This window comes from Rathayibacter sp. VKM Ac-2754, assembly GCF_009807095.1.
In the GTDB taxonomy this organism is placed as follows: Bacteria; Actinomycetota; Actinomycetes; order Actinomycetales; family Microbacteriaceae; genus Rathayibacter.
In genome coordinates, this window is record NZ_WUCC01000002.1 from 121,714 (window position 1) to 144,026 (window position 22,313).

The following is a 22,313-nucleotide window of genomic DNA, read 5'->3' on the forward strand; positions in this document are numbered from 1 at the left end:
TGGGCATTTGGTTCGAGTTCGGCGCGGGACGCGCCCTCCGCTCCCCACCGCGGGAACTCGGACCGTCGGCCCGACGCAGCGCCGCAGCACGCCTCAGGACATCCAGGGACGCACATCACCCGCTCCGCGCATCGCACCGATCGCGCGACCGGCCGGAACGCACCTCACGGGTCCACCCCGGGGGAATGACTCCGGAGCCCGACCGGTTATCAGTGGGTAGGAAACGAGGTACACATGTCAGACATCCTGATCGACCGCCCCGAGCTCGAGAGCCTCGGCGTCTACGAGTTCGGCTGGTCCGACTCGGACTCCGCAGGCGCGTCCGCGCGTCGCGGCATCTCACCCGAGGTCGTCTCCGACATCTCCGCGCTCAAGAACGAGCCCGCATGGATGCGCGAGCGCCGCATGAAGGCGCTGAAGCTCTTCGAGCGCAAGCCGATGCCGACGTGGGGAGCCGACCTCTCGGACATCGACTTCGACAACATCAAGTACTTCGTCCGCTCGACCGAGAAGCAGGCGCAGACCTGGGACGACCTCCCGGACGACATCAAGAACACCTACGAGCGCCTCGGGATCCCCGAGGCCGAGCGCCAGCGCCTCGTCGGCGGCGTCGCAGCGCAGTACGAGTCCGAGGTCGTCTACCACCAGATCCGCGAGGACCTGGAGGAGCAGGGCGTCATCTTCATGGACACCGACACCGCGCTGCGCGAGCACCCCGAGATCTTCCAGGAGTACTTCGGCACGGTCATCCCGTCGGGCGACAACAAGTTCGCGGCGCTCAACACGGCCGTCTGGTCGGGCGGGTCGTTCGTGTACGTGCCCAAGGGCGTCCACGTCGACATCCCGCTGCAGGCCTACTTCCGGATCAACACCGAGAACATGGGCCAGTTCGAGCGCACGCTGATCATCGCCGACGAGGGCAGCTACGTGCACTACATCGAGGGCTGCACGGCTCCGATCTACAAGTCGGACTCGCTGCACTCGGCTGTCGTCGAGATCATCGTGAAGAAGAACGCCCGCGTGCGGTACACGACCATCCAGAACTGGTCGAACAACGTGTACAACCTCGTCACCAAGCGCGCTATCGCGCACGAGGGGGCGACGATGGAGTGGATCGACGGCAACATCGGCTCCAAGGTCACGATGAAGTACCCGTCGATCTTCCTGGTCGGCGAGCACGCCAAGGGCGAGACGCTCTCCGTCGCGTTCGCGGGCCCCGGCCAGCACCAGGACGCCGGCGCCAAGATGATCCACATGGCGCCCTACACGCAGTCGTCGATCGTCTCGAAGTCCATCGCCAGGGGCGGCGGCCGCGCCGGCTACCGCGGCGAGGTGCGGGTCGATGCCAATGCGCACCACTCCGCCAACACCGTGCGCTGCGACGCGCTGCTGGTCGACACCATCTCGCGCTCCGACACCTACCCCGCCATCGACATCCGTGTGGACGACGTCCAGCTCGGACACGAGGCGACGGTCTCGAAGGTCAGCGAGGAGCAGCTCTTCTACCTGATGTCCCGCGGGATGCCCGAGGACGAGGCCATGGCCATGATCGTGCGCGGGTTCATCGAGCCGATCGCGCGCGAGCTGCCGATGGAGTACGCCCTCGAGCTGAACAAGCTCATCGAGATGGGCATGGAGGGCAGCGTCGGATGACCGTCGCCGCCCCCGTCCCCGGGTCGGCCCTCGCGGCCGGCCCGCTCACTTCGAAAGGAACCACCGCCTGATGACGGTCCCCACGACCGCCCCGACGACCACCGAGGTCGTCGGCGCGGATGCCGCCGCGCGCCTGGGCATCAGCGCGCACTCGGACGGCGCGTTCACGCCCGTCCAGACGCGCTCCGAGCGCTTCGCCTCGACCGATGTGGACGCCTTCGAGGCGGTCACCGGACGCGAGGTCGCCTGGAAGCTGACGCCGGTGGCGCGCCTCGCCGATCTGATCGACGGCGAGCTGGACGGGTCCGCCCCGCCGCTCGAGTCGGCTCCGGTCGACGGTGTCGACATCACGTGGGTGGGCCGTGACGACGCGCGGATCGGCACCGCGGGACTCCCCGAGGACCGCGCCGCCGCCAACGCCTGGTCGCGCTTCGAGACGGCCCTCGCCGTCCGCGTGACGGGTGAGGACGAGAAGGTCGCCACCCTCGTGCGGACGGGCCTCGGCTCGGCCCCCCGGGCCGCGCACACGATCATCGAGGCCGCGCCGTACTCGCGCGCTGTCGTCGTTCTCCAGAACGAGGGCGAGGCCACCCTCGCCGAGAACGTCGAGATCCTCGTCGGCGAGGGCGCTCAGCTCACCGTGGTCACGCTGCAGGAGTGGGACGACGAGGCGCGCCACCTCGCCAACCACTTCCTCCGGGTCGGTCGCGACGCGAAGGTGAAGCACATCGTGGTCACGCTCGGCGGCTCCATCGTCCGGGTGGACCCCTCGGCGCACCTGGTCGAGCGCGGCGCCGACGGCGAGCTCTTCGGCCTGTACTTCGCCGACGGCGGCCAGCACCTCGAGCAGCAGGTCTACGTCGACCACGACGCCCCCGACACACGCAGCCGCGTGACCTACAAGGGCGCGCTGCAGGGCGAGGGCGCCCGCACGGTGTGGATCGGCGACGTGCTGATCCGCAACAGCGCGACCGGCACCGACAGCTACGAGCAGAACCGCAACCTGGTCCTTTCCGACGGCACTCGCGCCGACTCGATCCCGAACCTCGAGATCGAGACCGGCGACATCGCCGGAGCGGGCCATGCCTCCGCGACCGGCCGCTTCGACGACGAGCAGCTCTTCTACCTGCAGTCGCGCGGAATCGCCGAGGACGAGGCGCGTCGCCTCGTCGTCCGCGGCTTCCTGAGCGAGGTCGTCCAGCAGATCAAGGTCGCCGAGCTCGAGGACCGCCTCCAGCTCGCGATCGAGGCCGAGCTCGCCGGCAGCGCCGGCCAGACCGGCTCGCGTTCCTCGGAGGTCTCCGCATGAGCGACGCCGCCATGATCTGCTCGGTCTCCGAGCTGGTCCCCAACCAGGCCATGCGCGTCGAGGTCGACGGAGTCGCGATCGCCGTCGTCCAGGACTCGGCCGGCGAGATCCACGCCATCGGCGACACCTGCACGCACGGTGAGATCTCGCTGTCCGAGGGCTTCGTCGAGGGCGAGAACCTCGAGTGCTGGGCGCACGGCTCGCAGTTCTCCCTCCGCACCGGCGCCCCGCTGAACCTCCCGGCCTACGAGCCGGTCCCCGTCTTCGTCGTCGAGATCATCGACGGCGACGTCTACATCGACCCGACCGTCACGAAGGAAGCCTGAATGTCCGTTCTCCAGATCACCGATCTCCACGTCAGTGTCGAGACCGAGCAGGGGACCAAGCAGATCCTCCGCGGCGTCGACCTCACGATCAACCAGGGCGAGATCCACGCGATCATGGGCCCGAACGGGTCGGGCAAGTCGACCCTCGCGTACACGATCGCCGGTCACCCCAAGTACCACGTCGACGGAGGCTCGATCACCCTCGACGGCGTCGAGGTGCTCGACATGAGCGTCGACGAGCGCGCCCGCGCCGGTCTCTTCCTCGCCATGCAGTACCCGGTGGAGATCCCCGGCGTCACCAACACCAACTTCCTCCGCACCGCGAAGACCGCGATCGACGGCGAGGCGCCGGCGATCCGCACGTGGACGAAGGACGTCAAGGCGGCGATGTCGAACCTGAAGATGGACCCGTCCTTCGCCTCGCGCAACGTCAACGAGGGCTTCTCCGGTGGTGAGAAGAAGCGCAACGAGATCCTGCAGCTCGAGCTGCTCGCTCCCCGCTTCGCCGTCCTCGACGAGACCGACTCCGGCCTGGACGTCGACGCGCTCAAGATCGTCTCCGAGGGCGTCAACCGCGCCCACGCGACGACCGGCCTCGGCGTCCTGCTGATCACGCACTACACGCGGATCCTTCGCTACATCGAGCCCGACTTCGTGCACGTCTTCGTCGCCGGCCGCGTGGCCGAGCAGGGCGGCAAGGAGCTCGCGACCCGACTCGAGGACGAGGGCTACGACCGCTTCCTCGCCCCGGCGACGGTCTGATCATGGGCGTCACGACACTGGAGCCGAAGCTCTTCGACCGGGTCGAGGAAGCACTCAAGGACGTCATGGACCCCGAGCTCGGAGTCAACGTCGTCGATCTCGGTCTGATCTACGACCTCGGCTGGGACGACGAGAACGACGCTCTGGTCATCCACATGACGCTGACCTCCGCGGGCTGCCCGCTGACGGACGTGCTCGAGGAGCAGACCGCTGAGTCGCTCGACGGCATCGTCGAGGCGTTCCGGATCAACTGGGTCTGGATGCCGCCGTGGGGCCCCGAGCGGATCACCGAGGACGGCCGCGACATGATGCGCGCGCTCGGCTTCTCGATCTAGTCACCCTACGACGAAGGGCCCGGAGGATGATCCTCCGGGCCCTTCGTCGTACGGGTCGTGCGTCAGCGCGTGCGACGCGAGAGCAGCGCCCAGCTCGCGGGAAGCAGTGCGGCCGCGACCAGGGCCTTGAGGGCGTCCCCGACCAGGAACGGCACGAGACCGGCGTTCAGCACCGAGCCGAGATCGGCGGGGACGCCCAGCGAGGCGAGGGCGGTCGCGAGCCAGGGGAGGCCGACCAGGTAGATCGTGGCGGTTCCGGCGAGGAACGTGACGAGGGTTCCGACGACGCGGCGGTCCCACTGGCGCTGTGCGAGCCAGCCGGTCACGATCGCGGCGAGGACGAAGCCGACGATGTAGCCGCCGGTCGGACCGGCGATCACGGACCAGCCGCTCGAGGCCTCGGTGAAGACCGGGGCGCCGAGCGCGCCGACCAGGGCGTAGACCAGCATCGACAGCGCGCCGCGAAGGGCTCCGAGCGCCGTGCCGACCAGCAGCACCGCGAAGGTCTGGCCGGTGATCGGGACCGGCCACATCGGGATGTACAGCTGTGCCATGGCGGCGGTCAGGCCGGCGCCGGCGAGGACCAGCACGAGGTCGGTGGCGATCGATCGCGTGAACATGCGGTCCGCGAGGACCGGACGCGACGGAGCGAGCGAGTAGTTGGACATGTCTGTGTCTCCCAAGACCGTGTCGCCCGAGAGCGAGGATCGAACGCGTCCGCGGGAAGCGGACGTGAAACCGCCCCGCGGCTCAGGAAATATACTAGGGGGCTGCCGCGTTGCGGCTCCTTGCTCCACACCTCTCGAACGGACCGCCATTTCTTGGCGAGAACGGACAGCACAGTGCTCAGCGTGCACGACCTCGAACTCCGAGTCGGCGCCCGACTCCTGATGGAGAACGTCTCCTTCCGGGTCGGCGACGGCGACAAGGTCGGCCTCGTCGGCCGCAACGGAGCCGGGAAGACGACGCTGACCAAGGTGCTCGCCGGCGACCTCATCGCGGCGAAGGGCTCCGTCGACCGCGGCGGTGAGATCGGCTACCTTCCCCAGGATCCGCGCTCCGGCGACCCCGAGGAGCTGGCGCGCACGCGCATCCTCGACGCCCGCGGCCTCGGCCAGCTCGTGCTCGGCATGCAGGAGGCGACCGTCGCGATGTCGAGCACCGACACCTCCGTCAGCGAGGCCGGGATGAAGAAGTACGGCAACCTCACCGATCGCTTCCTCTCTCTCGGGGGCTACGCGGCCGAGGCCGAGGCGGCCTCGATCGCCAGCAACCTCAACCTGCCCGACCGCATCCTCGACCAGCCGCTGAAGACCCTCTCGGGTGGACAGCGTCGCCGCATCGAGCTTGCCCGCATCCTCTTCTCCGACGCGAGCACCCTCATCCTCGACGAGCCGACCAACCACCTCGACGCCGACTCGGTCGTCTGGCTGCGGGAGTTCCTCAAGGGCTACCGCGGCGGTTTCATCGTGATCAGCCACGACATCGAGCTCGTCGGCGAGACGGTCAACCGCGTCTTCTACCTCGATGCCAACCGCCAGGTCATCGACGTCTACAACATGAACTGGAAGAACTACCAGCGCCAGCGCGCCGCCGACGAGGAGCGCCGCAAGAAGGAGCGCGTCAACGTCGAGAAGAAGGCCGGTGCCCTGCAGCTCCAGGCCGCCAAGTTCGGCGCGAAGGCCTCGAAGGCCGCGGCGGCGCACCAGATGGTCGCGCGGGCCGAGCGGATGCTCAGCGGGCTCGAGGAGGTGCGCGCGGTGGACCGCGTCGCGAAGCTCCGCTTCCCGACTCCCTCCGCGTGCGGTCGCACCCCGCTGCAGGCACAGAACCTCTCGAAGAGCTACGGTTCGCTCGAGATCTTCACCGCGGTGGATCTCGCCATCGATCGCGGGTCGAAGGTGGTCATCCTCGGGCTGAACGGTGCGGGCAAGACGACGCTGCTCCGCATCCTGGGCGGCGTAGACGCGCCCGACACCGGCTCGATCGAAGCGGGGCACGGCCTCCGGATCGGCTACTACGCCCAGGAGCACGAGACGATCGACGTCAAGCGCTCGGTGCTCGAGAACATGGTCTCGGCGAGCCCGAACCTCACCGAGACCGAGGCGCGTCGCGTCCTGGGCTCGTTCCTCTTCACCGGGGACGACTCGCACAAGCCGGCCGGAGTCCTCTCGGGCGGCGAGAAGACCCGGCTCGCGCTGGCGATGATCGTCGTCTCGGGAGCGAACGTGCTGCTGCTCGACGAGCCGACGAACAACCTCGACCCGGCGAGCCGCGACGAGATCCTCGACGCCCTCGCGCACTACGAGGGCGCCGTGGTGCTCGTCAGCCACGACGAGGGCGCCGTCGAGGCGCTCAACCCGGAGCGCGTGCTGATCATGCCCGAGGGCACCGAGGACCACTGGACCACCGACTACCTCGACCTGATCACGCTGGCGTAGCGCTGGCCGGGATCAGCGGGAGGCGTCGAGCAGCTCGTCCTCGATCTCGGAGTCGGTGCGCCCGCGCTTGAGCCGGCGCTCCTCGCGCCGCTCCTCCGCGGCGATGACGTCGGGATCGTCGGCGTTGCGGATCCGGTACTCGTGGCGGATCGCCCAGCCCAGTCCTCCGAAGCCCATCAGGGCGAACAGCACCCACTGGATGGCGTAGCTGATGTGCAGGCCCTCGTCGGCGACCGGCTTGATCGCGGCGAGGGGTCGCGTGTCGACAGGCGCCGGGCTCTCGGCGACGAGGAGGCCGTAGGCGGCGGTGCGCAACGGCTCGTCGAGCTGCGCCGACAGGTCCTCGAGCTGGATGGTGGCGATCTGCCCGGCCGGGGCCGAGCGGCCCTCGATCCGTCCCTCTCCAGGCTTCAGGCGCGCCACGACGGTCACCTCCCCCTCCGGGGGAGCGGGGACGACGTCCGGAAAGTCCTGCTCGGAGCCGACGGGCACCCAGCCGCGGTCGACGACGAAGACGCTGCCGTCGTCGAGGCGGAGCGGGGTCAGGATCTCGAACCCCGGGTTGCCGTTGTAGGGCCGATTGCGCACCAGCGTCTGGCCGTCGGTCTCGTAGACCCCTGTCACCTCGACCGGCCGGTACTCGAGCGCGTCGTCCCAGGGGGAGTCCGCCCCCAGCAGGCTGTCGAGGGCGACCGGATCCGCCGTCCAGTTCGCGGTCACCAGCCGGTTGGTGGAGGCCGCCTCGTCGAGCCGGGCCACCTGCCAGCGCGACAGGAGCACGCAGGCGACCGCGAAGACGACGGTGAGGGCGAGGTAGCCGAACCACCGGCGCGAGAACGCGAAACGCCAGGACGCACGGGGAGCCATACCCGTCACGGTACAGGGCCTCGCACTGGGAGATCCCTGCCCTCGACGACTCCGGTCACGGCAGAGTGTCGGTCACAGCGCGGCACCCCGGTCCACTGTGTGGAGCGGCTTCACCTCGAGCGGGAACTCGCGCGCCGCGAGGAACTCGCGCAGGTAGTCGACGTGCTCGCCGCACGCGAGCCAGGTCTTCCTGCGGTCCTCGGCGTGGATGCGGGGGTTGCGCCACTCGACGGCCCAGGAGGCGACCCGCGTGCAACCCGCTCGCGAACAGGTCTGCGCGTGGGGAGTCGAGCCGAGGGGGATCACGGCCGGTCTCCGGTCGGATCGCCGCCCTGGGGAGCGCTCGGGGCGCTCGGCTCCGGGGCGGGCGACGGCATGGGGCGCGCGAGCACGACGGCACCCGGTCGCTGCACCGTGCCGCTCTCGCCGAGTCCGCCGACGTTCGCCAGCACGACGGCGAAGTAGGGGAGCACGATCGCACCGACGGCGAAGAAGGCGAGCCACCAGCCCTGCGCGAAGATCAGGCAGATCACGCAGACCATCCTGATGCTCATCGCGATCGAGTACTTGATCACGCGGGAGTGCCGCACGGCGTCGGGCGACGGCGGGAGAGTGGTGAGCGATTCGCGAGGTTTCACAGCCCTGCAAGCCTACGTCTCTGTGAACGGCCGGAGCCTTCCGCGCCGTCTTCCCGGAATCTGTTGCGCGACGCGCCTCTAGGATGTACGGGTCGTCCGGCGCCGTCTGCGCGCCGGCAGGAGGGACATCATGACCACGCCGCGCACCGTCCTCGTCACCGGGGGCAACCGGGGGATCGGCTACGCCATCGCCGAGGAGTTCGTCGCTGCCGGTCATCGCGTCGCCGTCACCGCGCGATCGGGGTCCGGGCCCGAGGGCACGCTCACGGTCGTCGCCGACGTCACCGACAGCGCCTCCATCGACGCCGCCTTCACGCAGATCGAGGCGGAGTACGGCCCGGTCGAGGTCGTCGTCGCCAATGCCGGGATCACCCGCGACATGCTCCTGCTGCGGATGTCGGAGGACGACTTCACCTCGGTGCTCGACACGAACCTGACCGGCGCCTTCCGCGTGGTCAAGCGCGCCTCGAAGGGCATGCTGAAGCAGCGCTTCGGTCGCATCGTGCTGATCTCGAGCGTCGTGGGGCTCTACGGCTCGCCCGGGCAGATCAACTACTCGTCGTCGAAGGCCGCTCTCGTCGGCTTCGCGCGCTCGCTGACCCGCGAGCTCGGCGCCCGCGACATCACCGCCAACGTCGTCGCTCCCGGCTTCATCGAGACCGACATGACCGCCGAGCTGTCTCCCGAGCAGCAGGCGGAGTACCGCTCGAGCATCCCCCTCGCCCGCTACGGCACCGCGACCGAGGTCGCCCGGGTGACCCGCTGGCTGGCGAGCGAGGAGGCCGACTACATCTCGGGCGCGGTCATCCCCGTCGACGGCGGTCTCGGCATGGGTCACTGACCCGTACGGCATAAGCTGGGAGCTTATATCGCGGAGATATCAGCTCTATGCTTATCGGGTGACCACCCCCACGCCTGTCGCTGTGCTCCTCGACCTCGTCGACTCGCGCGCTATCGTCGAGCGGGACGCCGTCCAGATCCGCATCGAGCGCGGCTTCGAGGCGGTCGACGTGGCGGTCCCCGCGCTCGAGGCACTGCACGCCACTGTCGGCGACGAGTTCCAGGCGGTGTACTCCTCCACCTCCGCCGCGCTGGTGGCCACGCTCCAGGCGCGCTTGTCGCTGCCGGAGGGGATCGACTGCCGGGTCGGTCTCGGTGCCGGCGCGATCCGGACGATCGGCTCCGGAAGCTCGGGCACGCTCCAGGACGGACCGGGCTGGTGGAGAGCGAGAGCGGCGATCGACAGGGCCCATGAGCTGCAGGACGCCGGCGTCCCCACTGCGCGCGGCTGGTACATCGGCTCCGATGCACCCGACGCGGATGCGGCCTCGATCAACGCCTACCTCCTCGCGCGCGACGCCCTGGTCTCCCCCCTGAGCTCCCGCGATCGTCGACTGCTCCTCGGAACGCTGAGAGGGCGTTCGCAGAAGGCCCTCGCCGACGAGGAGTCGATCTCGCAGTCAGCAGTGTCCCAGGCGCTGCGGCGAACGGGAGCGGGCGCGCTCCTGACCGGGGTGCGACTCCTGGAGGATCTGTGCTGACCGCTCTGCTGCTCGCTCTCGTCGGTGGAGCGGACCTGCTGCGGACCCACCTCGGTCGGCGAGGAGCCGTCGCCGGGGTGATCGCCCTGTGGGCGGTCGCACTCTCGGCCGCGCTCGTGGGCCTCGGTGCTCCCCTGCTCGGCGTGATCGTCGTGGCTGCGCTCGGAGGGATGTGGCTCCTCCTCACCACCACGGCCGAGGGACGGCGCCCGCCGGGTGGACTGCGACCGGCCGCAGGGCTGGTCGTCGCCGTCCTCCTGCTCTCGGTCGCCGACCGGTCCGGTGGGGCGCTCTCGGGGTTCCTCGTCGACGCCTACCCGGCTCTCGGCCGCTCGGGTCCTCTCCCGCCCCTCGACCAGGCGCTGATGGCGCTCGGGGCGGCCGTCTTCCTCCTCGAGAGCGGCAACGTCATCGTGCGCGCCGCCCTGTACCGCGAGCTGGCGCAGCCGGAGGGTCCGCCGCAGAGGAGGCTCTCGCTCCGCGCTCGCTTCTCGCGCCCGCCGACGGAGGAGGTCCGCCTCCCGGATCTGCGCGGTGGCCGGGCCATCGGCCCGCTCGAGCGGATGCTGGTCGCCGGGCTGACGCTGGCCGGCGCCGTCGGCCTGGCCGGCGCCGTGTTCGCGGCGAAGGGGATCGTGCGGTTCCCCGAGATCTCGCGGGACGGCGCGAGCGGAGCGAAGGCCGAGTACTTCCTGGTCGGCTCCCTCGTGAGCTGGGCGATAGCCCTGGCCTGCGCCGCGCTCGTCGCGGTCGCCTGAGCGTCAGCCGCGCAGGCCCAGCACGGGCAGCAGCTGGCTGAGGTCGAGGCCGTCGACGACGAGGTCGGCGCGCTCGCGCACGACGGGCTTCGCGTTGAAGGCGACCGCGAGGGCTGCGACGGCCATCATCTCGAGGTCGTTCGCACCGTCTCCGATCGCGACGGTGCGGTGCAGTGGGACGCCCGACTCCGCCGCCCACTCCTGCAGCGCGGCGGCCTTCGCCGAGGCGTCGATGACGGGCCCGTCGACGCCACCGGTGAGGCGGCCGTCGCTGCTCGACAGCCGGTTGGCGCGGATGAAGTCGAGACCGAGCGCTCCGGCGACCGGGTCGAGGATCTCGTGGAAGCCGCCCGAGACGACGCCGATCCGCCCGCCGGCCGCGTGGACGCCCTCGATGAGCTGCTCGACGCCGGGGGTGACGCGGACGTCGCCGCTGACGCCCGCGCACACCTCCATGCCGAGACCCTCGAGGGTGGCGACGCGCTCGCGGAGGCTCTCGCCGAAGTCGATCTCGCCGTGCATCGCCCGCTCGGTGACCGCGGCGACCTGCTCCTCGGAGCCCGCGTGAGCGGCGAGGAGCTCGATCACCTCGTCCTGCAGCAGGGTCGAGTCGGCGTCGAGGACGACGAGGAAGCGGGCGGGCGTCGTGAGGCGCTCACTCATGGACGGTCCGATCGATCGGTCCGCGGCGGGCGCGGGAAGACGCTGTGCAGCCCGCGGGGATGCTACGGGCGGACGACGACGCCCTTGCCGACGACGGTGATGCCCGACTCGGTGACGGTGAACCCGCGCTCGCGGTCGTGGTCGTGATCCACTCCGACACGCGCTCCGGGTTCGACGACGACGTCCTTGTCGAGGATAGCGCGAGCCACCACGGCGTCCGGGCCGATGCGCACCTTGTCGAAGACGACGGAGTCGGCGACGGTCGCGTTCGACTCGATGTTCACCCACGGGCCGATGACGCTGCGCTCGATGTGCGCTCCCGAGATGACGGTGCCGAGCGAGACGACCGAGTCGACGGTCGAGCCCATGTTGCCCTTGCCGTCGCGGACGATCTTCGCCGGCGGCGAGTTCAGCTGAGACGAGAAGATCGGCCACTTCTGGTTGTAGAGGTTGAAGATCGGCAGGGCCGAGATGAGGTCCTGGTGCGCCTCGTAGAAGGAGTCGATCGTCCCGACGTCGCGCCAGTAGTAGCGGTCGCGATCGGTCGAGCCGGGCACCTCGTTGAGCTTGAGGTCGTAGACGCCCGCCTCGCCGCGTGCGACGAAGTCGGGGATGATGTCGCCGCCCATGTCGTGATCGGAGGTGGAGAGCTCGCCGTCGCGGATCACCGCGTCGATCAGCGCGTCGGCGTCGAAGACGTAGTTGCCCATCGACGCGAGCACCTCGTGAGGCGAGTCGGCGAGGCCGATCGCGTCCTTGGGCTTCTCGAGGAACTCGGCGATCTTGGTCGGGACGATGCCGTCGCCGGCCTCGTCTCCCGCGAGCTGGATGACTCCGAACTGGTCGGCGAGCTCGATCGGCTGACGGATCGCGGCGACGGTCGCCTTGGCGCCGGACGCGATGTGCGCCTCGATCATCTGCGAGAAGTCCATGCGGTACACGTGGTCGGCGCCGACCACGACGACGATGTCGGGCTTCTCGTCGCGGATCAGGTTGAGGCTCTGCAGGATCGCGTCGGCGGATCCGCTGAACCAGCGCTTGCCCAGGCGCTGCTGCGCGGGCACGGAGGCGACATAGGAGTTGAGCAGACCCGACAGGCGCCAGGTCTGCGAGACGTGGCGGTCGAGCGAGTGCGACTTGTACTGGGTCAGCACGACGATCTGGGTGAGCCCCGAGTTGATGAGGTTCGACAGCGCGAAGTCGATGAGTCGGTACTGCCCGCCGAAGGGCACCGCGGGCTTGGCCCGATCGGCCGTGAGGGGCATGAGCCGCTTGCCCTCGCCGCCGGCGAGGACGATGCCGAAAATCTTCTTTGACTGCATGGCTCCACAGTAGAGGTGCCGGACGCCGGTGCGAACCCGGGTGTCAGCCGAGACGTGCGCTGTACTACGGTTCGGGTGTGCGAGTCGATCTGCTGACCAAGGAATATCCGCCCGAGGTGTACGGGGGAGCCGGTGTCCACGTGGCCGAGCTCACCAAGGCGCTGCGCACCGACATCGATGTCGTGGTGCGCTGCTTCGGTGCGCCGCGCGAGGAGCCGGGGGCGTTCGCCTACCCGGTGCCCGCTGAGCTCGCTGCCGCCAACGGCGCGCTGCAGACCCTCGGCGTCGATCTGCAGATCGCGCAGGACACCGCCGGCGCCGACCTGGTTCACTCCCACACCTGGTACGCCAACGCGGCCGGCCGTCTCTCGCAGCTGCTGCACGGCATCCCGCACGTGGTCTCGGCGCACAGCCTCGAGCCGCTGCGTCCGTGGAAGGCCGAGCAGCTCGGCGGCGGCTACCGCGTGTCGAGCTGGATCGAGCGCGAGTCGTACGAGAGCGCCGACGCCGTCATCGCGGTCTCGGGCGGCATGCGGAACGACATCCTCCGCTCCTACCCGGCACTCGACCCCGCGAAGGTGCACGTCGTCTACAACGGCATCGACCTCGACGCGTGGCACCCCGTCGACGACGAGGCCGTGCTGCACGAGCTGGGGATCGATCCGTCGCGCCCCTCCGTCGTCTTCGTCGGTCGCATCACCCGGCAGAAGGGCCTGCCCTACCTCCTCCGGGCGGCGGCGACCCTGCCCCCCGAGGTGCAGCTCGTGCTCTGCGCAGGCGCCCCCGACACCCCCGAGATCATGGCCGAGGTCACCGCCCTGGTCCGCGGGCTGCAGGAGGAGCGCACCGGCGTCGTCTGGATCGACCGCCACCTGCCGCGCCACCAGCTGTCGGCGGTCCTGACCGCCGCGACCACCTTCGTCTGCCCGTCGATCTACGAACCGCTGGGCATCGTGAACCTCGAGGCGATGGCCTGCGGTGCCGCCGTCGTCGGCACCGCCACCGGAGGCATCCCGGAGGTCGTCGTCGACGGCGTCACCGGGCGGCTCGTTCCAATCGAGCAGGTCACGGACGGCACGGGCACCCCGGTCGATCCCGATCGCTACGTGGCCGACCTCGCCGAGGCCCTCGCCGAGGTCGTCGCCGACCCCGCGGCGGCGAAGCGGATGGGCGCCGCCGGCCGCGAGCGCGCGCAGAGCGACTTCAGCTGGACACAGATCGCGAGGGACACCCGCGCGATCTACGACTCGCTCGTCTGACCGGCTGCGCTCCTCCGCCTAGGATTGGCGGTATGCCCAGTGTTGTCTCGTTCGTCGATGTGTCCTTCGTCCGGAACGGCAAGCGGATCCTCGACCGCGTCGAGTGGGCCGTCGCCGAGGAGGACCGCTGGGTGATCCTCGGGCCCAACGGCGCCGGGAAGACCTCGATCCTCCAGATCGCCGCGGCCCAGAACTACCCGTCGACCGGGCAGGCGCACCTCCTCGAGGAGACGCTAGGCCGCGTCGACGTCTTCGAGCTGCGCCCCCGGATCGGCTACGCCTCGACCGCCATGGCGCGTCGCCTGCCCGCGGGCGAGACTGTCCTCGACGTCGTGATGACCGCCGCCTACGCCGTCACCGGCCGCTGGAACGAGGGTTACGACGAGATCGATGAGCGCCGCGCCCGCCGCGTTCTCACCGAGTGGAAGCTCGACCACCTCGCCGACCGCACCTTCGGCACCCTCTCGGACGGCGAGCAGAAGCGCGTCCAGATCGCCCGCGCGATCATGACCGACCCGGAGCTGCTCCTGCTCGACGAGCCGGCCGCGAGCCTCGACCTCGGTGCGCGCGAGGAGCTCGTGCAGCTGCTCAGCGGCTTCGCGAAGGACCCGGCGTCGCCGGCCATCGTGATGGTGACCCACCACGTCGAGGAGATCCCCGACGGCTTCACGCACGCCCTCCTGCTGCGCGACGGCGCCGTGGTGGCGGCGGGCCCGCTCGACGAGGCCCTCACGGAGGCGACACTCGCCGAGACCTTCGGGCTCGACATCGCGCTCAGCCGCGAGAACGGGCGCTACTCGGCTCGAGCGCGCTGACGAACCGGGCCGCGGCGCTCCTTCTCGCTCCGCGGCGGATCTGGTAGCCTCGGTAGCTGGTTCGGGCCCCGTTCGCGGCGTGCCCACCACCACTCCACCCGTTCCCGTCGACGACAGGTGCGGTTCAGGACCACTCAGCGACAGGAAACGACCATGAAGACCGACATCCACCCCGTGTACGAGGCCATCGTCTTCCGCGACCTCGCGTCCGGTGAGACCTTCCTCACCCGTTCGACGGCGAAGAGCAGCAAGACCATCGAGCTCGACGGAGTGACCTACCCCGTCATCGACGTCGAGATCTCGTCGGCCTCGCACCCGTTCTACACGGGCAAGCAGCGCATCATGGACTCGGCCGGCCGCGTCGAGAAGTTCAACAGCCGCTACAAGAACTTCGGCAAGTAGGACGCTCCTCCGAAGGGCCCTCGACCTCGCGGTCGGGGGCCCTTCGTCGTTGTCCCCTCCCTGCTGATCGAGCCCGCAGCCCGCGCAGCGGGCCTATCGAGATCCACGTCCGTCAGAGGGGCGGACAGACGCTTGATCTGCTGACGCTGGTGGGTCTCGATACGCCCCTGCGGGGCTACTCGACCAGCAAGGAGTGGCGGCCGGCGCCGACTTCTCTGCAATGCAGGCATGTCGCGCGAGGCGGGCGTTCCGGTGGGGGAGAGGGTGCGGTAGCGTCCGGGCATGGTGTCCTGGGCCGACAAGCCGATCCTGCCGTTCGTCACGGCCGAGGAGTGGGACGCGTACCTGAGCGGGGAACCGGATCCGGGCGGTGTGCGGCTGAAGATGCGCAAGAAGGCGGCCGTCGATCCGGGGATCACCTACGCGGAGGCGCTCGACGTCGCGCTCTGTCACGGCTGGATCGACGGCCAGGCGGGTGCGTTCGACGACCAGTTCAGCCTGCAGGCCTTCACGCCGCGCCGGCGCGCGAGCCCCTGGTCGAAGGTGAACCAGGAGCACGTCGCGCGCCTCATCGAGGAGGGGCGGATGCGTCCGGCGGGTCACGCCGAGATCGAGCGCGCGAAGGCGGACGGCCGGTGGGACGCCGCGTACCGTCAGAAGGGCGCGGAGGTGCCCGCCGACTTCCAGCGGGCGATCGACGCGGATCCGGCCGCCAAGGCCTTCTTCGAGACCGTGACGGGTCAGAAGCGGTTCGCGTTCCTGTTCCGGATCCAGCAGCTGAAGCGACCCGAGTCGCGCGCGAAGCGGATCGCGGAGTACGTCGCCCTCCTCGCCGAGGGGCGCACGCTGACATAGGCCGCCCGCCTCAGTGCCGGACGGGCCACCCTCCGTCGGCGACGAAGCCCTCGTCGCGGACGCGCCGCATGTACTCCTGGAACGACTCGGCCTGCGTGCGGCACCAGTCGACCTGCAGGGCGTGCAGCGCGCGCGCGTCGCCCCCCAGCTCGTCGGCGTAGGCGCGGCCGAGGGCCTGCGCGAGGCGCCCGGCGGCGACGGCGTCTGCTCCGGCGTCGTGAGCGTCGGTGAGGGCGACTCCGTAGTGCTCGGCGGCGGCGACCAGGGTGCGCTTGCCCTTGCGGTAGCGGTCGAGCGCCTTGTCGATGACGAGGGGATCGATCACCGGGCTCGGGTCGAGCAGGACCGGGACGCCCCAGCGGCGCGACTCGTGGGCGAGGAGCGACAGATCGTACGGCGCGTTGTAGACGACGACGGGGATCTCGCGCTCGAGGAGCGAGCGGAGCGCCTCCGAGATCTCGGCCACCACCTCGCCGGCCGGACGACCGTGGGCGCGGGCGTGCTCGGTGCTGATCCCGTGCACGGCGCTCGCGCCCTCGGGGATATCGACGCCGGGGTCGGCGAGCCAGGTCATCGCCTCGACGGGGGTTCCGGAGGCGTCGATCACGCCGACGTGCGCCGTGACGATGCGACTCGTGCGCACGTCGATCCCGGTGGTCTCGAGATCGAAGACGGCGAGCTCGTCGAACCAGCGCGGGGCCGCCGTCTCGGGCACCGAGGTGCCCCCGAGCGTGCGGCCGAAGCCGGGGCTCAGCTCGACGCCGTACGCCCCGCCCTCCGATGCTCGGTGCGAGGGGGACAGCTCGCCGCCCGGCTCGAGATCGAACAGCGTCGCGTCGGTGCCTGTCTCGGTGATGCTCACTCGACCAGAGTAGGCGGGGCCTCCGACATCGTCAGGAGGCCCCGCGGCGTGCTGCCGACCGGGTCAGCGGGCCGCCGCTTTCGTGACGTGCAGCCAGAAGAAGCCCTGCGTCCCGAGGGTCATCGTGAGCGCGCCGTCGTCCGAGAAGCCGGGGAAGCGTCCGCCGCCGAAGAGGTCGGTGAGCGTCGATCCGCCGTTCTCGGGGTCGGTGATCGTCACCGAGACCGGGTTGTGGTTGAAGCTGAAGACGCACAGCACGTCCTCCGGCTGGTCGCCCATCGCGCTGCCGGAGCCGGCGTACTCGCGGACGAACGCCAGCACGGACTCGTGGTCGGTCTCGAGGACGCGCATCGAGCCCAGCCCGAAGGCGGGGTGGCCGCGGCGCACGTGCAGCACGTTGCGCATCCAGTGCAGGAGCGAGCGCGATTGGGCGAGCTGCGCCTCCACGTTGACCTGGTTGTAGTGGTAGACGAGCGACTGCACGACCGGCTGCACGAGCTTGCCCGGGTCGGCCGCCGAGAAGCCGGCGTTCCGGTCGGGCGTCCACTGCATCGGCGTGCGGGAGGCGTCGCGGTCGTTGAGCCAGATGTTGTCGCCCATCCCGATCTCGTCGCCGTAGTAGAGGAACGGGCTGCCGGCGAGGGAGAACAGGAGGGCGTTGATCAGCTCGAGCTCGGCGCGCGAGTTGTCGAGCAGGGGAGCCAGGCGGCGCCGGATGCCGATGTTGGAGCGCATCCGCGGGTCGTAGGCGTACCAGCCGTACATCGCCTGCCGGTACTCCTCCGAGACCATCTCGAGCGTCAGCTCGTCGTGGTTGCGGAGGAAGACGCCCCACGCCGCTCCGGAGGGGATGTCGAAGGTCTCGGAGAGCACCTTCTTGAGCTCGTTCGCCGTCTGCGCGCGCAGCGAGTAGAAGATCCGGGGCATGACGGGGAAGTCGAAGGCCATGTGGCACTCCGGCTCCTCCTCGGTGCCGAAGAACGCGGCGACCTCGCGCGGCCACTGGTTCGCCTCCGCGATGAGGATGCGGCCGGGGTAGTCGCGGTCGACCATCGTGCGCAGGTTCTTGATGAAGTCGTGGGTCGGCGGCTCACCCTCTCCGTTGCCCTCGTCGGACTCGTAGAGGTAGGGGATCGCGTCGAGCCGGATGCCGTCGACGCCGAGGTCGAGCCAGAACTTGACGATGTCGTGGATCGCCTCGTGCACGGCCGGATTCTCGAAGTTGAGGTCGGGCTGGTGCGAGAAGAAGCGGTGGAAGTAGAACTGGCGCCGCTCGGAGTCGAAGGCCCAGTTCGAGTCCTCGGTGTCGACGAAGATGATGCGGATGTCGGGGTAGCGCTCGTCGGTGTCGTTCCAGACGTAGAAGTCGCCGTAGGGGCCCTCGGGGTCGGACCGCGACTGCTGGAACCATTCGTGCTGGTCGCTGGTGTGGTTCAGCGGGAAGTCCATCACGATGCGCATGTTGCGCTCGTGCGCCTTGCGCACCAGGTCGCGGAAGTCCTCCATCGTGCCGAACTCGGGCAGGATCGCCTTGAAGTCGGAGACGTCGTAGCCGCCGTCGCGCAGCGGCGACATGTAGAACGGCGGGAGCCAGAGGGCGTCGATCCCGAGCCACTGCAGGTAGTCGAGCTTCGACGCGAGTCCGTTGATGTCGCCGGCACCGTCTCCGTTCGAGTCGACGTACGTGCGGATCATCACCTCGTAGAACACCGCCCTGCGGTACCACTGCGGGTCGAGGGCGAGTCCTGGGAGTTGGATCGGCGACGTGAAGCTCACGGTGCTCCTTCTGCTGCGCCCTGAGCGGATGAGGGTCAGGGGGACGGGGCGGTGCGACGCGGTGAAAGCGCGTCCTCATGTTCTCGGCTGGGATCGGGTGAGGCAAGGCGTTGCGGCCAGAAGTTCACCGGGCGGTGCCTACGATGGGGAACGCCATGACCACTGCCTCACCCTATGCGGACGACCTCGCACGACTCGCCATCGGCGAGGGTGTCGTGAGCGTCTCCGGGGCCCCCACCGCCTACTGGACCTACGGCTCGGCGTCGGCGGGCACCGTGCTCGTGCTGGTGCACGGCTTCCGCGGCGAGCACCACGGGCTCGAGCCCGTCGTCGCGCGGCTGCTGGCCGGGGGAGCGGACGTCAGGGTGATCGCACCCGACCTGCCGGGGTTCGGCGCATCACCGCCGATGATCGACCGTGCGCACGACGTCGAGGGCTACGCCGCATGGCTCGGAGAGTTCCTCGAGGCCCTGGGCGTGCGGGGGAGCGCGGTCGTGCTCGGGCACTCCTTCGGCTCGATCGTCGCCGCCGCCGCGGTCGCGGGCGGGCTGCCGACGCCCCTCCTGGTGCTCGTGAACCCGATCGCGGCGCCCGCGCTGGCCGGCCCGCGCGGAGTCCTCACGCGACTCGCCGTGCTCTACTACCGCCTCGGGGCGGTGCTGCCCCGCCCCCTCGGCTTCGCCCTGCTGCGCGACCCGCGGATCGTCCGCGTGATGAGCCTCTCGATGGTGAAGACGAAGGAGCCGGCGCTCCGGCGGTTCGTCCACGATCAGCACGACCGCTACTTCAGTGCGTTCGCGTCCCGCGACACGGTCCTGGAGGCGTTCCGCGCCTCGGTCTCGCACGACGTCGGCGAGTACGCGCGCGACATCACCGTGCCGACGCAGCTGATCGCCGCCGCGCAGGACGACATCACCCCGCTCCCGGCCCAGTACCGCCTCCTGGAGGCGCTGCCGCACGGGCGCCTGCACGTGATCGACGGAGTGGGCCACCTGATCCACTACGAGACGCCGGACGAGGCCGCCGCAGTGCTGCGCCGAGCCCTCGAGGAAGGGATCGACCGATGAGGATCGTCGTCGACTGCCGGTACACCCGGCTCGGCCGGCACGACGGCATCAGCCGCTACACGGCCGAGATCGTCCGTGAGCTCGCGCGGCTGCACGACGTCACGATGCTGATCAGCGACCGTCGGCAGCTCGCGATGCTCCCGGCCCTGCCGTGGGAGAAGGTCACGAGCCCGACCGGGCCGTTCGAGCCGTTCGTCGCGCTGCTGGTGAACCGGCTGCGGCCGGACGTGGTCTTCTCCCCGATGCAGACGATGGGCTCGCTGGGGCGGCGCTACCGGCTCGTGCTCACGGTGCACGACCTGATCTACTACCGCCACCGCACGCCTCCGCGCGATCTGCCTGCACCGGTGCGCGGCCTCTGGCGCCTGTACCACCTGGCGTGGTGGCCGCAGCGTCGTCTGCTGCAGCGGGCGGACGCCGTGGTGACGGTCTCGGAGACCACTCGCTCGCTCCTGCGTGAGCACCGCCTGACGACTCGCCCCGTCGTGGTCGTGCCGAACGCCGCCGGCGAGGGGGATGAGGCGAGCGCCGCTCTGGCGGCGTCGCTCCCCGATCGCTCCGACGCCCGCTCGCTCGTCTACATGGGCTCGTTCATGCCCTACAAGAACGTGGAGTCGCTCGCGCGGGCGATGCGGCTGCTGCCCGACTACGAGCTGCACCTGATGAGCCGCGCGAGCGAGGAGACGGTGGAGACGCTCCGCTCGCTCGCGCCGACCGCGAAGCTGGTGTTCCACCAGGGGGCGGACGACACCGAGTACCGCGCCGTGCTCGCCCGGGCGACCGCGCTGGTCACGGCCAGCCGGGACGAGGGCTTCGGGATCCCGCTGGTCGAGGCCATGTCGCTCGGAACGCCGGTCGTCGTCAGCGACATCCCCATCTTCCGCGAGATCGGAGGCGACGCCGCGGTCTACGTGGACCCGGCGAGCGCCAAGTCGATCGCCGACGGGGTGCGCTCGCTCGAGACGCCCGAGGTCTGGGCCGAGCGGTCGAGCCGCTCGCGGGAGCGGGCCGCCGCGTACTCGTGGCGCGACTCCGCGCGGGTGCTCTTCGAGCTGCTGACGGAGCTCGGGCACCGCTGATCGGCGCTCAGCCGCCGGGGGTCGGGTCGAGGACGTCCTCGAGGTCGGGGTCGGTCACGACCACGTCACCGGAGTCGTCGAACGCGACGATCTGCAGTGATCCGTCGACGATCGCGAAGTCGTGCCGCGAGCCGTTGCCGACCGTGATCCCCTGCGGCGGGAGCGCGTCCTGGCTCAGGGAGCGCAGGAGGCTGCCGATCACGGCGCCGTGGGTCGCGACGATCACGCGGGCGTCGGGGAAGCGCTCGGCCACTTCGGCCAGCGCGGCGCTCGCCCGCTCGACGACCTCGGCCCGCGTCTCGCAGCCGGGGACACGTTGGCCCTCGATCCCGCCGGGGAACAGCTCGCGGAGGTCGGCGGACGTCATGCCCTCGGCCTCGCCGTAGGCGCGCTCGGCGAGACCGGGGACGACCAGCGGCTCGTCCAGCCCGAGGCCGCGCGCGATGATCGCGCCGGTCTCGTAGGCACGACCGAGGGGGCTCGCGACGACCGCGTCCCACGGGCGATCGCGCAGGAGGCGGGCGGCCGCCCTGGCCTGCGAGCGGCCGACCTCGTTGAGGGGGATGTCGCTCGCGCCCTGGATGCGGCGGGCGGCGTTCCAGTCGGTCTGCCCGTGTCGGACGAGGGTCAGCTGGGTCACGGAGGCCTTTCGGGGTGTCTAGAGGGAGGGGAGGCGGTCTGCGAGGACCTGGAGGACCTCGCTCGTCCCTCCGTCGATCTTGATGCTCGCGCGCGAGTCGCCCTTGGTCGTCCCGCGATTGACGATCACGATCGGCAGCTTGCCGCGGCGGGCGATCTCGAGGAAGCGGATGCCGGAGTTCACCACGAGCGACGAGCCGGCCACGAGGAGCGCCTCGGCGCCGGCGACGATGGCCTTCGCCTCCTGGAAGCGCTCGGTCGGGATGAACTCGCCGAAGAAGACGATGTCGGGCTTGAGGATCCCGCCGCAGACCGTGCACTCGGGCACGATCATCGCCGAGACGTCGTGCACCTCGGCGTCGCCGTCGGGGTTGAGCGAGGAGATGTCGGGGTCGTCGAGCCAGGGGTTGAGCGAGGCGATCCGCTCGGCGATCGCGTCGCGGGCGAAGTACTGGCCGCAGGTCATGCAGCGGACGCGGTCGGCCGAGCCGTGCAGGTCGACGACGCGGCGCGAGCCCGCGCGGACGTGCAGGCCGTCGACGTTCTGCGTGACGACGCCGGTCAGCAGGCCGCGCTCCTCGAGCCGGGCGAGGGCCCGGTGGCCGTCGTTGGGCAGGGTGCTCGTGAAGCGGCGCCAGCCGAGCTGGCTGCCGGCCCAGTAGCGGCGGCGGTAGTCGGGATCGGCGACGAACTGCGAGTAGGTCATCGGGGTGCGGACGGGGGCGCCCGCTCCGCGGTAGTCGGGGATGCCCGAGTCCGTGCTCATGCCGGCTCCGGTGACGGCGGCGATGCGCCGCCCGCCGAGGAGTTCGACGGCCTGCTCGATCGCCTCGGCCCGCAGGCCGTCGGCGACCGGTGTCGGACTCGACTCCATCCGCGCCTCCTGTCAGAGGGCCACCGCAGTCGCGAGAGCCCCCGGACGAGTTTAGTCGGCCCCGTGCCCT

General features: G+C 70.2%; 25 protein-coding genes. 15 read left to right on the forward strand and 10 right to left on the reverse strand.

Annotated elements, in window-relative coordinates; genetic code table 11:
- Positions 1-234: 234 nt before the first annotated feature.
- The 5 genes from sufB (at position 235) to GRS92_RS03905 (ending at position 4,385) form a co-directional block, all read left to right on the forward strand.
- Positions 235-1,653, forward strand: a complete 1,419-nt coding sequence (gene sufB, locus GRS92_RS03885; protein WP_159853513.1) for a Fe-S cluster assembly protein SufB — start codon at positions 235-237, stop codon at positions 1,651-1,653.
- 70 nt (positions 1,654-1,723) lie between these two features.
- Positions 1,724-2,962, forward strand: coding sequence for a Fe-S cluster assembly protein SufD (sufD, locus tag GRS92_RS03890; protein ID WP_159853515.1), 1,239 nt, complete (start codon positions 1,724-1,726; stop codon positions 2,960-2,962).
- Complete coding sequence (locus GRS92_RS03895; RefSeq protein WP_235021809.1) at positions 2,959-3,288, forward strand: non-heme iron oxygenase ferredoxin subunit; 330 nt, start codon at positions 2,959-2,961, stop codon at positions 3,286-3,288. The genes sufD and GRS92_RS03895 overlap by 4 nt, the downstream gene beginning before the upstream one ends.
- The gene (sufC, locus tag GRS92_RS03900) at positions 3,289-4,050 is read left to right on the forward strand and encodes a Fe-S cluster assembly ATPase SufC (RefSeq protein WP_159853517.1); all 762 of its coding nucleotides are present in this window, start codon (positions 3,289-3,291) and stop codon (positions 4,048-4,050) included.
- Between the two features lie 2 nt (positions 4,051-4,052).
- The gene (locus tag GRS92_RS03905) at positions 4,053-4,385 is read left to right on the forward strand and encodes a metal-sulfur cluster assembly factor (RefSeq protein ID WP_159853519.1); all 333 of its coding nucleotides are present in this window, start codon (positions 4,053-4,055) and stop codon (positions 4,383-4,385) included.
- Positions 4,386-4,447: 62 nt separating this feature from the next.
- On the opposite strand, the gene GRS92_RS03910 is transcribed toward GRS92_RS03905, so the two are convergent.
- A complete protein-coding gene (locus tag GRS92_RS03910; protein ID WP_159853521.1) occupies positions 4,448-5,053 on the reverse strand; it encodes a biotin transporter BioY in 606 nt (201 codons plus the stop codon).
- A 174-nt stretch (positions 5,054-5,227) separates the two neighbouring features.
- Between GRS92_RS03910 and GRS92_RS03915 the strand changes: the two genes are divergently transcribed.
- Positions 5,228-6,826: an ABC-F family ATP-binding cassette domain-containing protein gene (locus GRS92_RS03915; protein WP_159853523.1), complete on the forward strand. Its 1,599-nt coding sequence runs from the start codon at positions 5,228-5,230 to the stop codon at positions 6,824-6,826.
- A gap of 12 nt (positions 6,827-6,838) precedes the next feature.
- Here GRS92_RS03915 and GRS92_RS03920 read toward each other — a convergent pair whose 3' ends face one another.
- The 3 genes from GRS92_RS03920 to GRS92_RS03930 all read right to left on the reverse strand — a co-directional run bounded on the left by GRS92_RS03920 (position 6,839) and on the right by GRS92_RS03930 (position 8,331).
- Positions 6,839-7,693 (reverse strand): SURF1 family cytochrome oxidase biogenesis protein, encoded by an 855-nt coding sequence (locus tag GRS92_RS03920; protein WP_159853525.1) that lies wholly within the window; start codon positions 7,691-7,693, stop codon positions 6,839-6,841.
- 72 nt (positions 7,694-7,765) lie between these two features.
- Entirely contained in the window at positions 7,766-7,999 is a 234-nt protein-coding gene (locus tag GRS92_RS03925) for a hypothetical protein (RefSeq protein WP_442966219.1), read from the reverse strand.
- Positions 7,996-8,331 carry a DUF3099 domain-containing protein gene (locus GRS92_RS03930; RefSeq protein WP_159853527.1) on the reverse strand — a complete coding sequence of 112 codons (336 nt, stop codon included), beginning with the start codon at positions 8,329-8,331 and terminating at the stop codon, positions 7,996-7,998. The genes GRS92_RS03925 and GRS92_RS03930 overlap by 4 nt, the downstream gene beginning before the upstream one ends.
- A 130-nt stretch (positions 8,332-8,461) precedes the next feature.
- On the opposite strand from GRS92_RS03930, the gene GRS92_RS03935 reads away from it, so the two are divergent.
- Genes GRS92_RS03935 through GRS92_RS18825 form a run of 3 tightly spaced genes read left to right on the forward strand, consistent with a single transcriptional unit; the run spans position 8,462 to position 10,630 of the window.
- Complete coding sequence (locus GRS92_RS03935; protein ID WP_159853529.1) at positions 8,462-9,172, forward strand: beta-ketoacyl-ACP reductase; 711 nt, start codon at positions 8,462-8,464, stop codon at positions 9,170-9,172.
- 58 nt (positions 9,173-9,230) lie between these two features.
- Positions 9,231-9,872 carry a SatD family protein gene (locus GRS92_RS03940; protein ID WP_159853531.1) on the forward strand — a complete coding sequence of 214 codons (642 nt, stop codon included), beginning with the start codon at positions 9,231-9,233 and terminating at the stop codon, positions 9,870-9,872.
- Positions 9,866-10,630, forward strand: a complete 765-nt coding sequence (locus GRS92_RS18825; RefSeq protein WP_204162076.1) for a hypothetical protein — start codon at positions 9,866-9,868, stop codon at positions 10,628-10,630. The genes GRS92_RS03940 and GRS92_RS18825 overlap by 7 nt, the downstream gene beginning before the upstream one ends.
- Before the next feature lie 3 nt (positions 10,631-10,633).
- Here GRS92_RS18825 and serB read toward each other — a convergent pair whose 3' ends face one another.
- Positions 10,634-11,293, reverse strand: a complete 660-nt coding sequence (gene serB, locus GRS92_RS03950) for a phosphoserine phosphatase SerB (protein ID WP_159853533.1) — start codon at positions 11,291-11,293, stop codon at positions 10,634-10,636.
- Between the two features lie 62 nt (positions 11,294-11,355).
- A complete protein-coding gene (locus GRS92_RS03955; protein WP_159853535.1) occupies positions 11,356-12,615 on the reverse strand; it encodes a glucose-1-phosphate adenylyltransferase in 1,260 nt (419 codons plus the stop codon).
- 77 nt (positions 12,616-12,692) lie between these two features.
- Between GRS92_RS03955 and glgA the strand changes: the two genes are divergently transcribed.
- The 4 genes from glgA to GRS92_RS03975 all read left to right on the forward strand — a co-directional run bounded on the left by glgA (position 12,693) and on the right by GRS92_RS03975 (position 15,946).
- The gene (glgA, locus tag GRS92_RS03960; RefSeq protein ID WP_159853537.1) at positions 12,693-13,874 is read left to right on the forward strand and encodes a glycogen synthase; all 1,182 of its coding nucleotides are present in this window, start codon (positions 12,693-12,695) and stop codon (positions 13,872-13,874) included.
- 32 nt (positions 13,875-13,906) lie between these two features.
- Positions 13,907-14,689: an ABC transporter ATP-binding protein gene (locus tag GRS92_RS03965; RefSeq protein WP_159853539.1), complete on the forward strand. Its 783-nt coding sequence runs from the start codon at positions 13,907-13,909 to the stop codon at positions 14,687-14,689.
- Positions 14,690-14,842: 153 nt separating this feature from the next.
- Entirely contained in the window at positions 14,843-15,091 is a 249-nt protein-coding gene (locus GRS92_RS03970) for a type B 50S ribosomal protein L31 (protein WP_056042757.1), read from the forward strand.
- Between the two features lie 282 nt (positions 15,092-15,373).
- The gene (locus GRS92_RS03975) at positions 15,374-15,946 is read left to right on the forward strand and encodes a YdeI/OmpD-associated family protein (protein WP_159853541.1); all 573 of its coding nucleotides are present in this window, start codon (positions 15,374-15,376) and stop codon (positions 15,944-15,946) included.
- Between the two features lie 10 nt (positions 15,947-15,956).
- On the opposite strand, the gene GRS92_RS03980 is transcribed toward GRS92_RS03975, so the two are convergent.
- Both GRS92_RS03980 and treS read right to left on the reverse strand, forming a co-directional pair.
- Positions 15,957-16,661, reverse strand: a complete 705-nt coding sequence (locus tag GRS92_RS03980) for an exonuclease domain-containing protein (protein WP_235021830.1) — start codon at positions 16,659-16,661, stop codon at positions 15,957-15,959.
- Between the two features lie 210 nt (positions 16,662-16,871).
- Positions 16,872-18,584 (reverse strand): maltose alpha-D-glucosyltransferase, encoded by a 1,713-nt coding sequence (treS, locus tag GRS92_RS03985; RefSeq protein ID WP_159853543.1) that lies wholly within the window; start codon positions 18,582-18,584, stop codon positions 16,872-16,874.
- Between the two features lie 155 nt (positions 18,585-18,739).
- Between treS and GRS92_RS03990 the strand changes: the two genes are divergently transcribed.
- On the forward strand, positions 18,740-19,651 hold the full coding sequence (locus GRS92_RS03990) for an alpha/beta fold hydrolase (RefSeq protein ID WP_159853545.1): 912 nt from the start codon (positions 18,740-18,742) through the stop codon (positions 19,649-19,651).
- The gene (locus GRS92_RS03995; protein WP_159853547.1) at positions 19,648-20,730 is read left to right on the forward strand and encodes a glycosyltransferase family 4 protein; all 1,083 of its coding nucleotides are present in this window, start codon (positions 19,648-19,650) and stop codon (positions 20,728-20,730) included. The genes GRS92_RS03990 and GRS92_RS03995 overlap by 4 nt, the downstream gene beginning before the upstream one ends.
- A gap of 7 nt (positions 20,731-20,737) precedes the next feature.
- On the opposite strand, the gene GRS92_RS04000 is transcribed toward GRS92_RS03995, so the two are convergent.
- Positions 20,738-21,370, reverse strand: a complete 633-nt coding sequence (locus GRS92_RS04000; RefSeq protein WP_159853549.1) for a histidine phosphatase family protein — start codon at positions 21,368-21,370, stop codon at positions 20,738-20,740.
- A gap of 18 nt (positions 21,371-21,388) precedes the next feature.
- Positions 21,389-22,243, reverse strand: coding sequence for a Sir2 family NAD-dependent protein deacetylase (locus GRS92_RS04005; protein WP_159853551.1), 855 nt, complete (start codon positions 22,241-22,243; stop codon positions 21,389-21,391).
- Positions 22,244-22,313: the final 70 nt, after the last annotated feature.

Coding starts and splice junctions, on each gene's coding strand:
- GRS92_RS03920 (WP_159853525.1), bottom strand. CDS start 7,693: ATGGCTCCCCGTGCGTCCTGGCGTTTCGCGTTCTCGCGCCGGTGGTTC.
- GRS92_RS04005 (WP_159853551.1), bottom strand. CDS start 22,243: ATGGAGTCGAGTCCGACACCGGTCGCCGACGGCCTGCGGGCCGAGGCG.
- GRS92_RS03970 (WP_056042757.1), top strand. CDS start 14,843: ATGAAGACCGACATCCACCCCGTGTACGAGGCCATCGTCTTCCGCGAC.
- GRS92_RS03975 (WP_159853541.1), top strand. CDS start 15,374: ATGGTGTCCTGGGCCGACAAGCCGATCCTGCCGTTCGTCACGGCCGAG.
- GRS92_RS03995 (WP_159853547.1), top strand. CDS start 19,648: ATGAGGATCGTCGTCGACTGCCGGTACACCCGGCTCGGCCGGCACGAC.
- sufD (WP_159853515.1), top strand. CDS start 1,724: ATGACGGTCCCCACGACCGCCCCGACGACCACCGAGGTCGTCGGCGCG.
- GRS92_RS03935 (WP_159853529.1), top strand. CDS start 8,462: ATGACCACGCCGCGCACCGTCCTCGTCACCGGGGGCAACCGGGGGATC.
- GRS92_RS03905 (WP_159853519.1), top strand. CDS start 4,053: ATGGGCGTCACGACACTGGAGCCGAAGCTCTTCGACCGGGTCGAGGAA.
- GRS92_RS03910 (WP_159853521.1), bottom strand. CDS start 5,053: ATGTCCAACTACTCGCTCGCTCCGTCGCGTCCGGTCCTCGCGGACCGC.
- GRS92_RS03990 (WP_159853545.1), top strand. CDS start 18,740: ATGACCACTGCCTCACCCTATGCGGACGACCTCGCACGACTCGCCATC.
- sufC (WP_159853517.1), top strand. CDS start 3,289: ATGTCCGTTCTCCAGATCACCGATCTCCACGTCAGTGTCGAGACCGAG.
- GRS92_RS03965 (WP_159853539.1), top strand. CDS start 13,907: ATGCCCAGTGTTGTCTCGTTCGTCGATGTGTCCTTCGTCCGGAACGGC.
- serB (WP_159853533.1), bottom strand. CDS start 11,293: ATGAGTGAGCGCCTCACGACGCCCGCCCGCTTCCTCGTCGTCCTCGAC.
- GRS92_RS03955 (WP_159853535.1), bottom strand. CDS start 12,615: ATGCAGTCAAAGAAGATTTTCGGCATCGTCCTCGCCGGCGGCGAGGGC.
- GRS92_RS03895 (WP_235021809.1), top strand. CDS start 2,959: ATGAGCGACGCCGCCATGATCTGCTCGGTCTCCGAGCTGGTCCCCAAC.
- sufB (WP_159853513.1), top strand. CDS start 235: ATGTCAGACATCCTGATCGACCGCCCCGAGCTCGAGAGCCTCGGCGTC.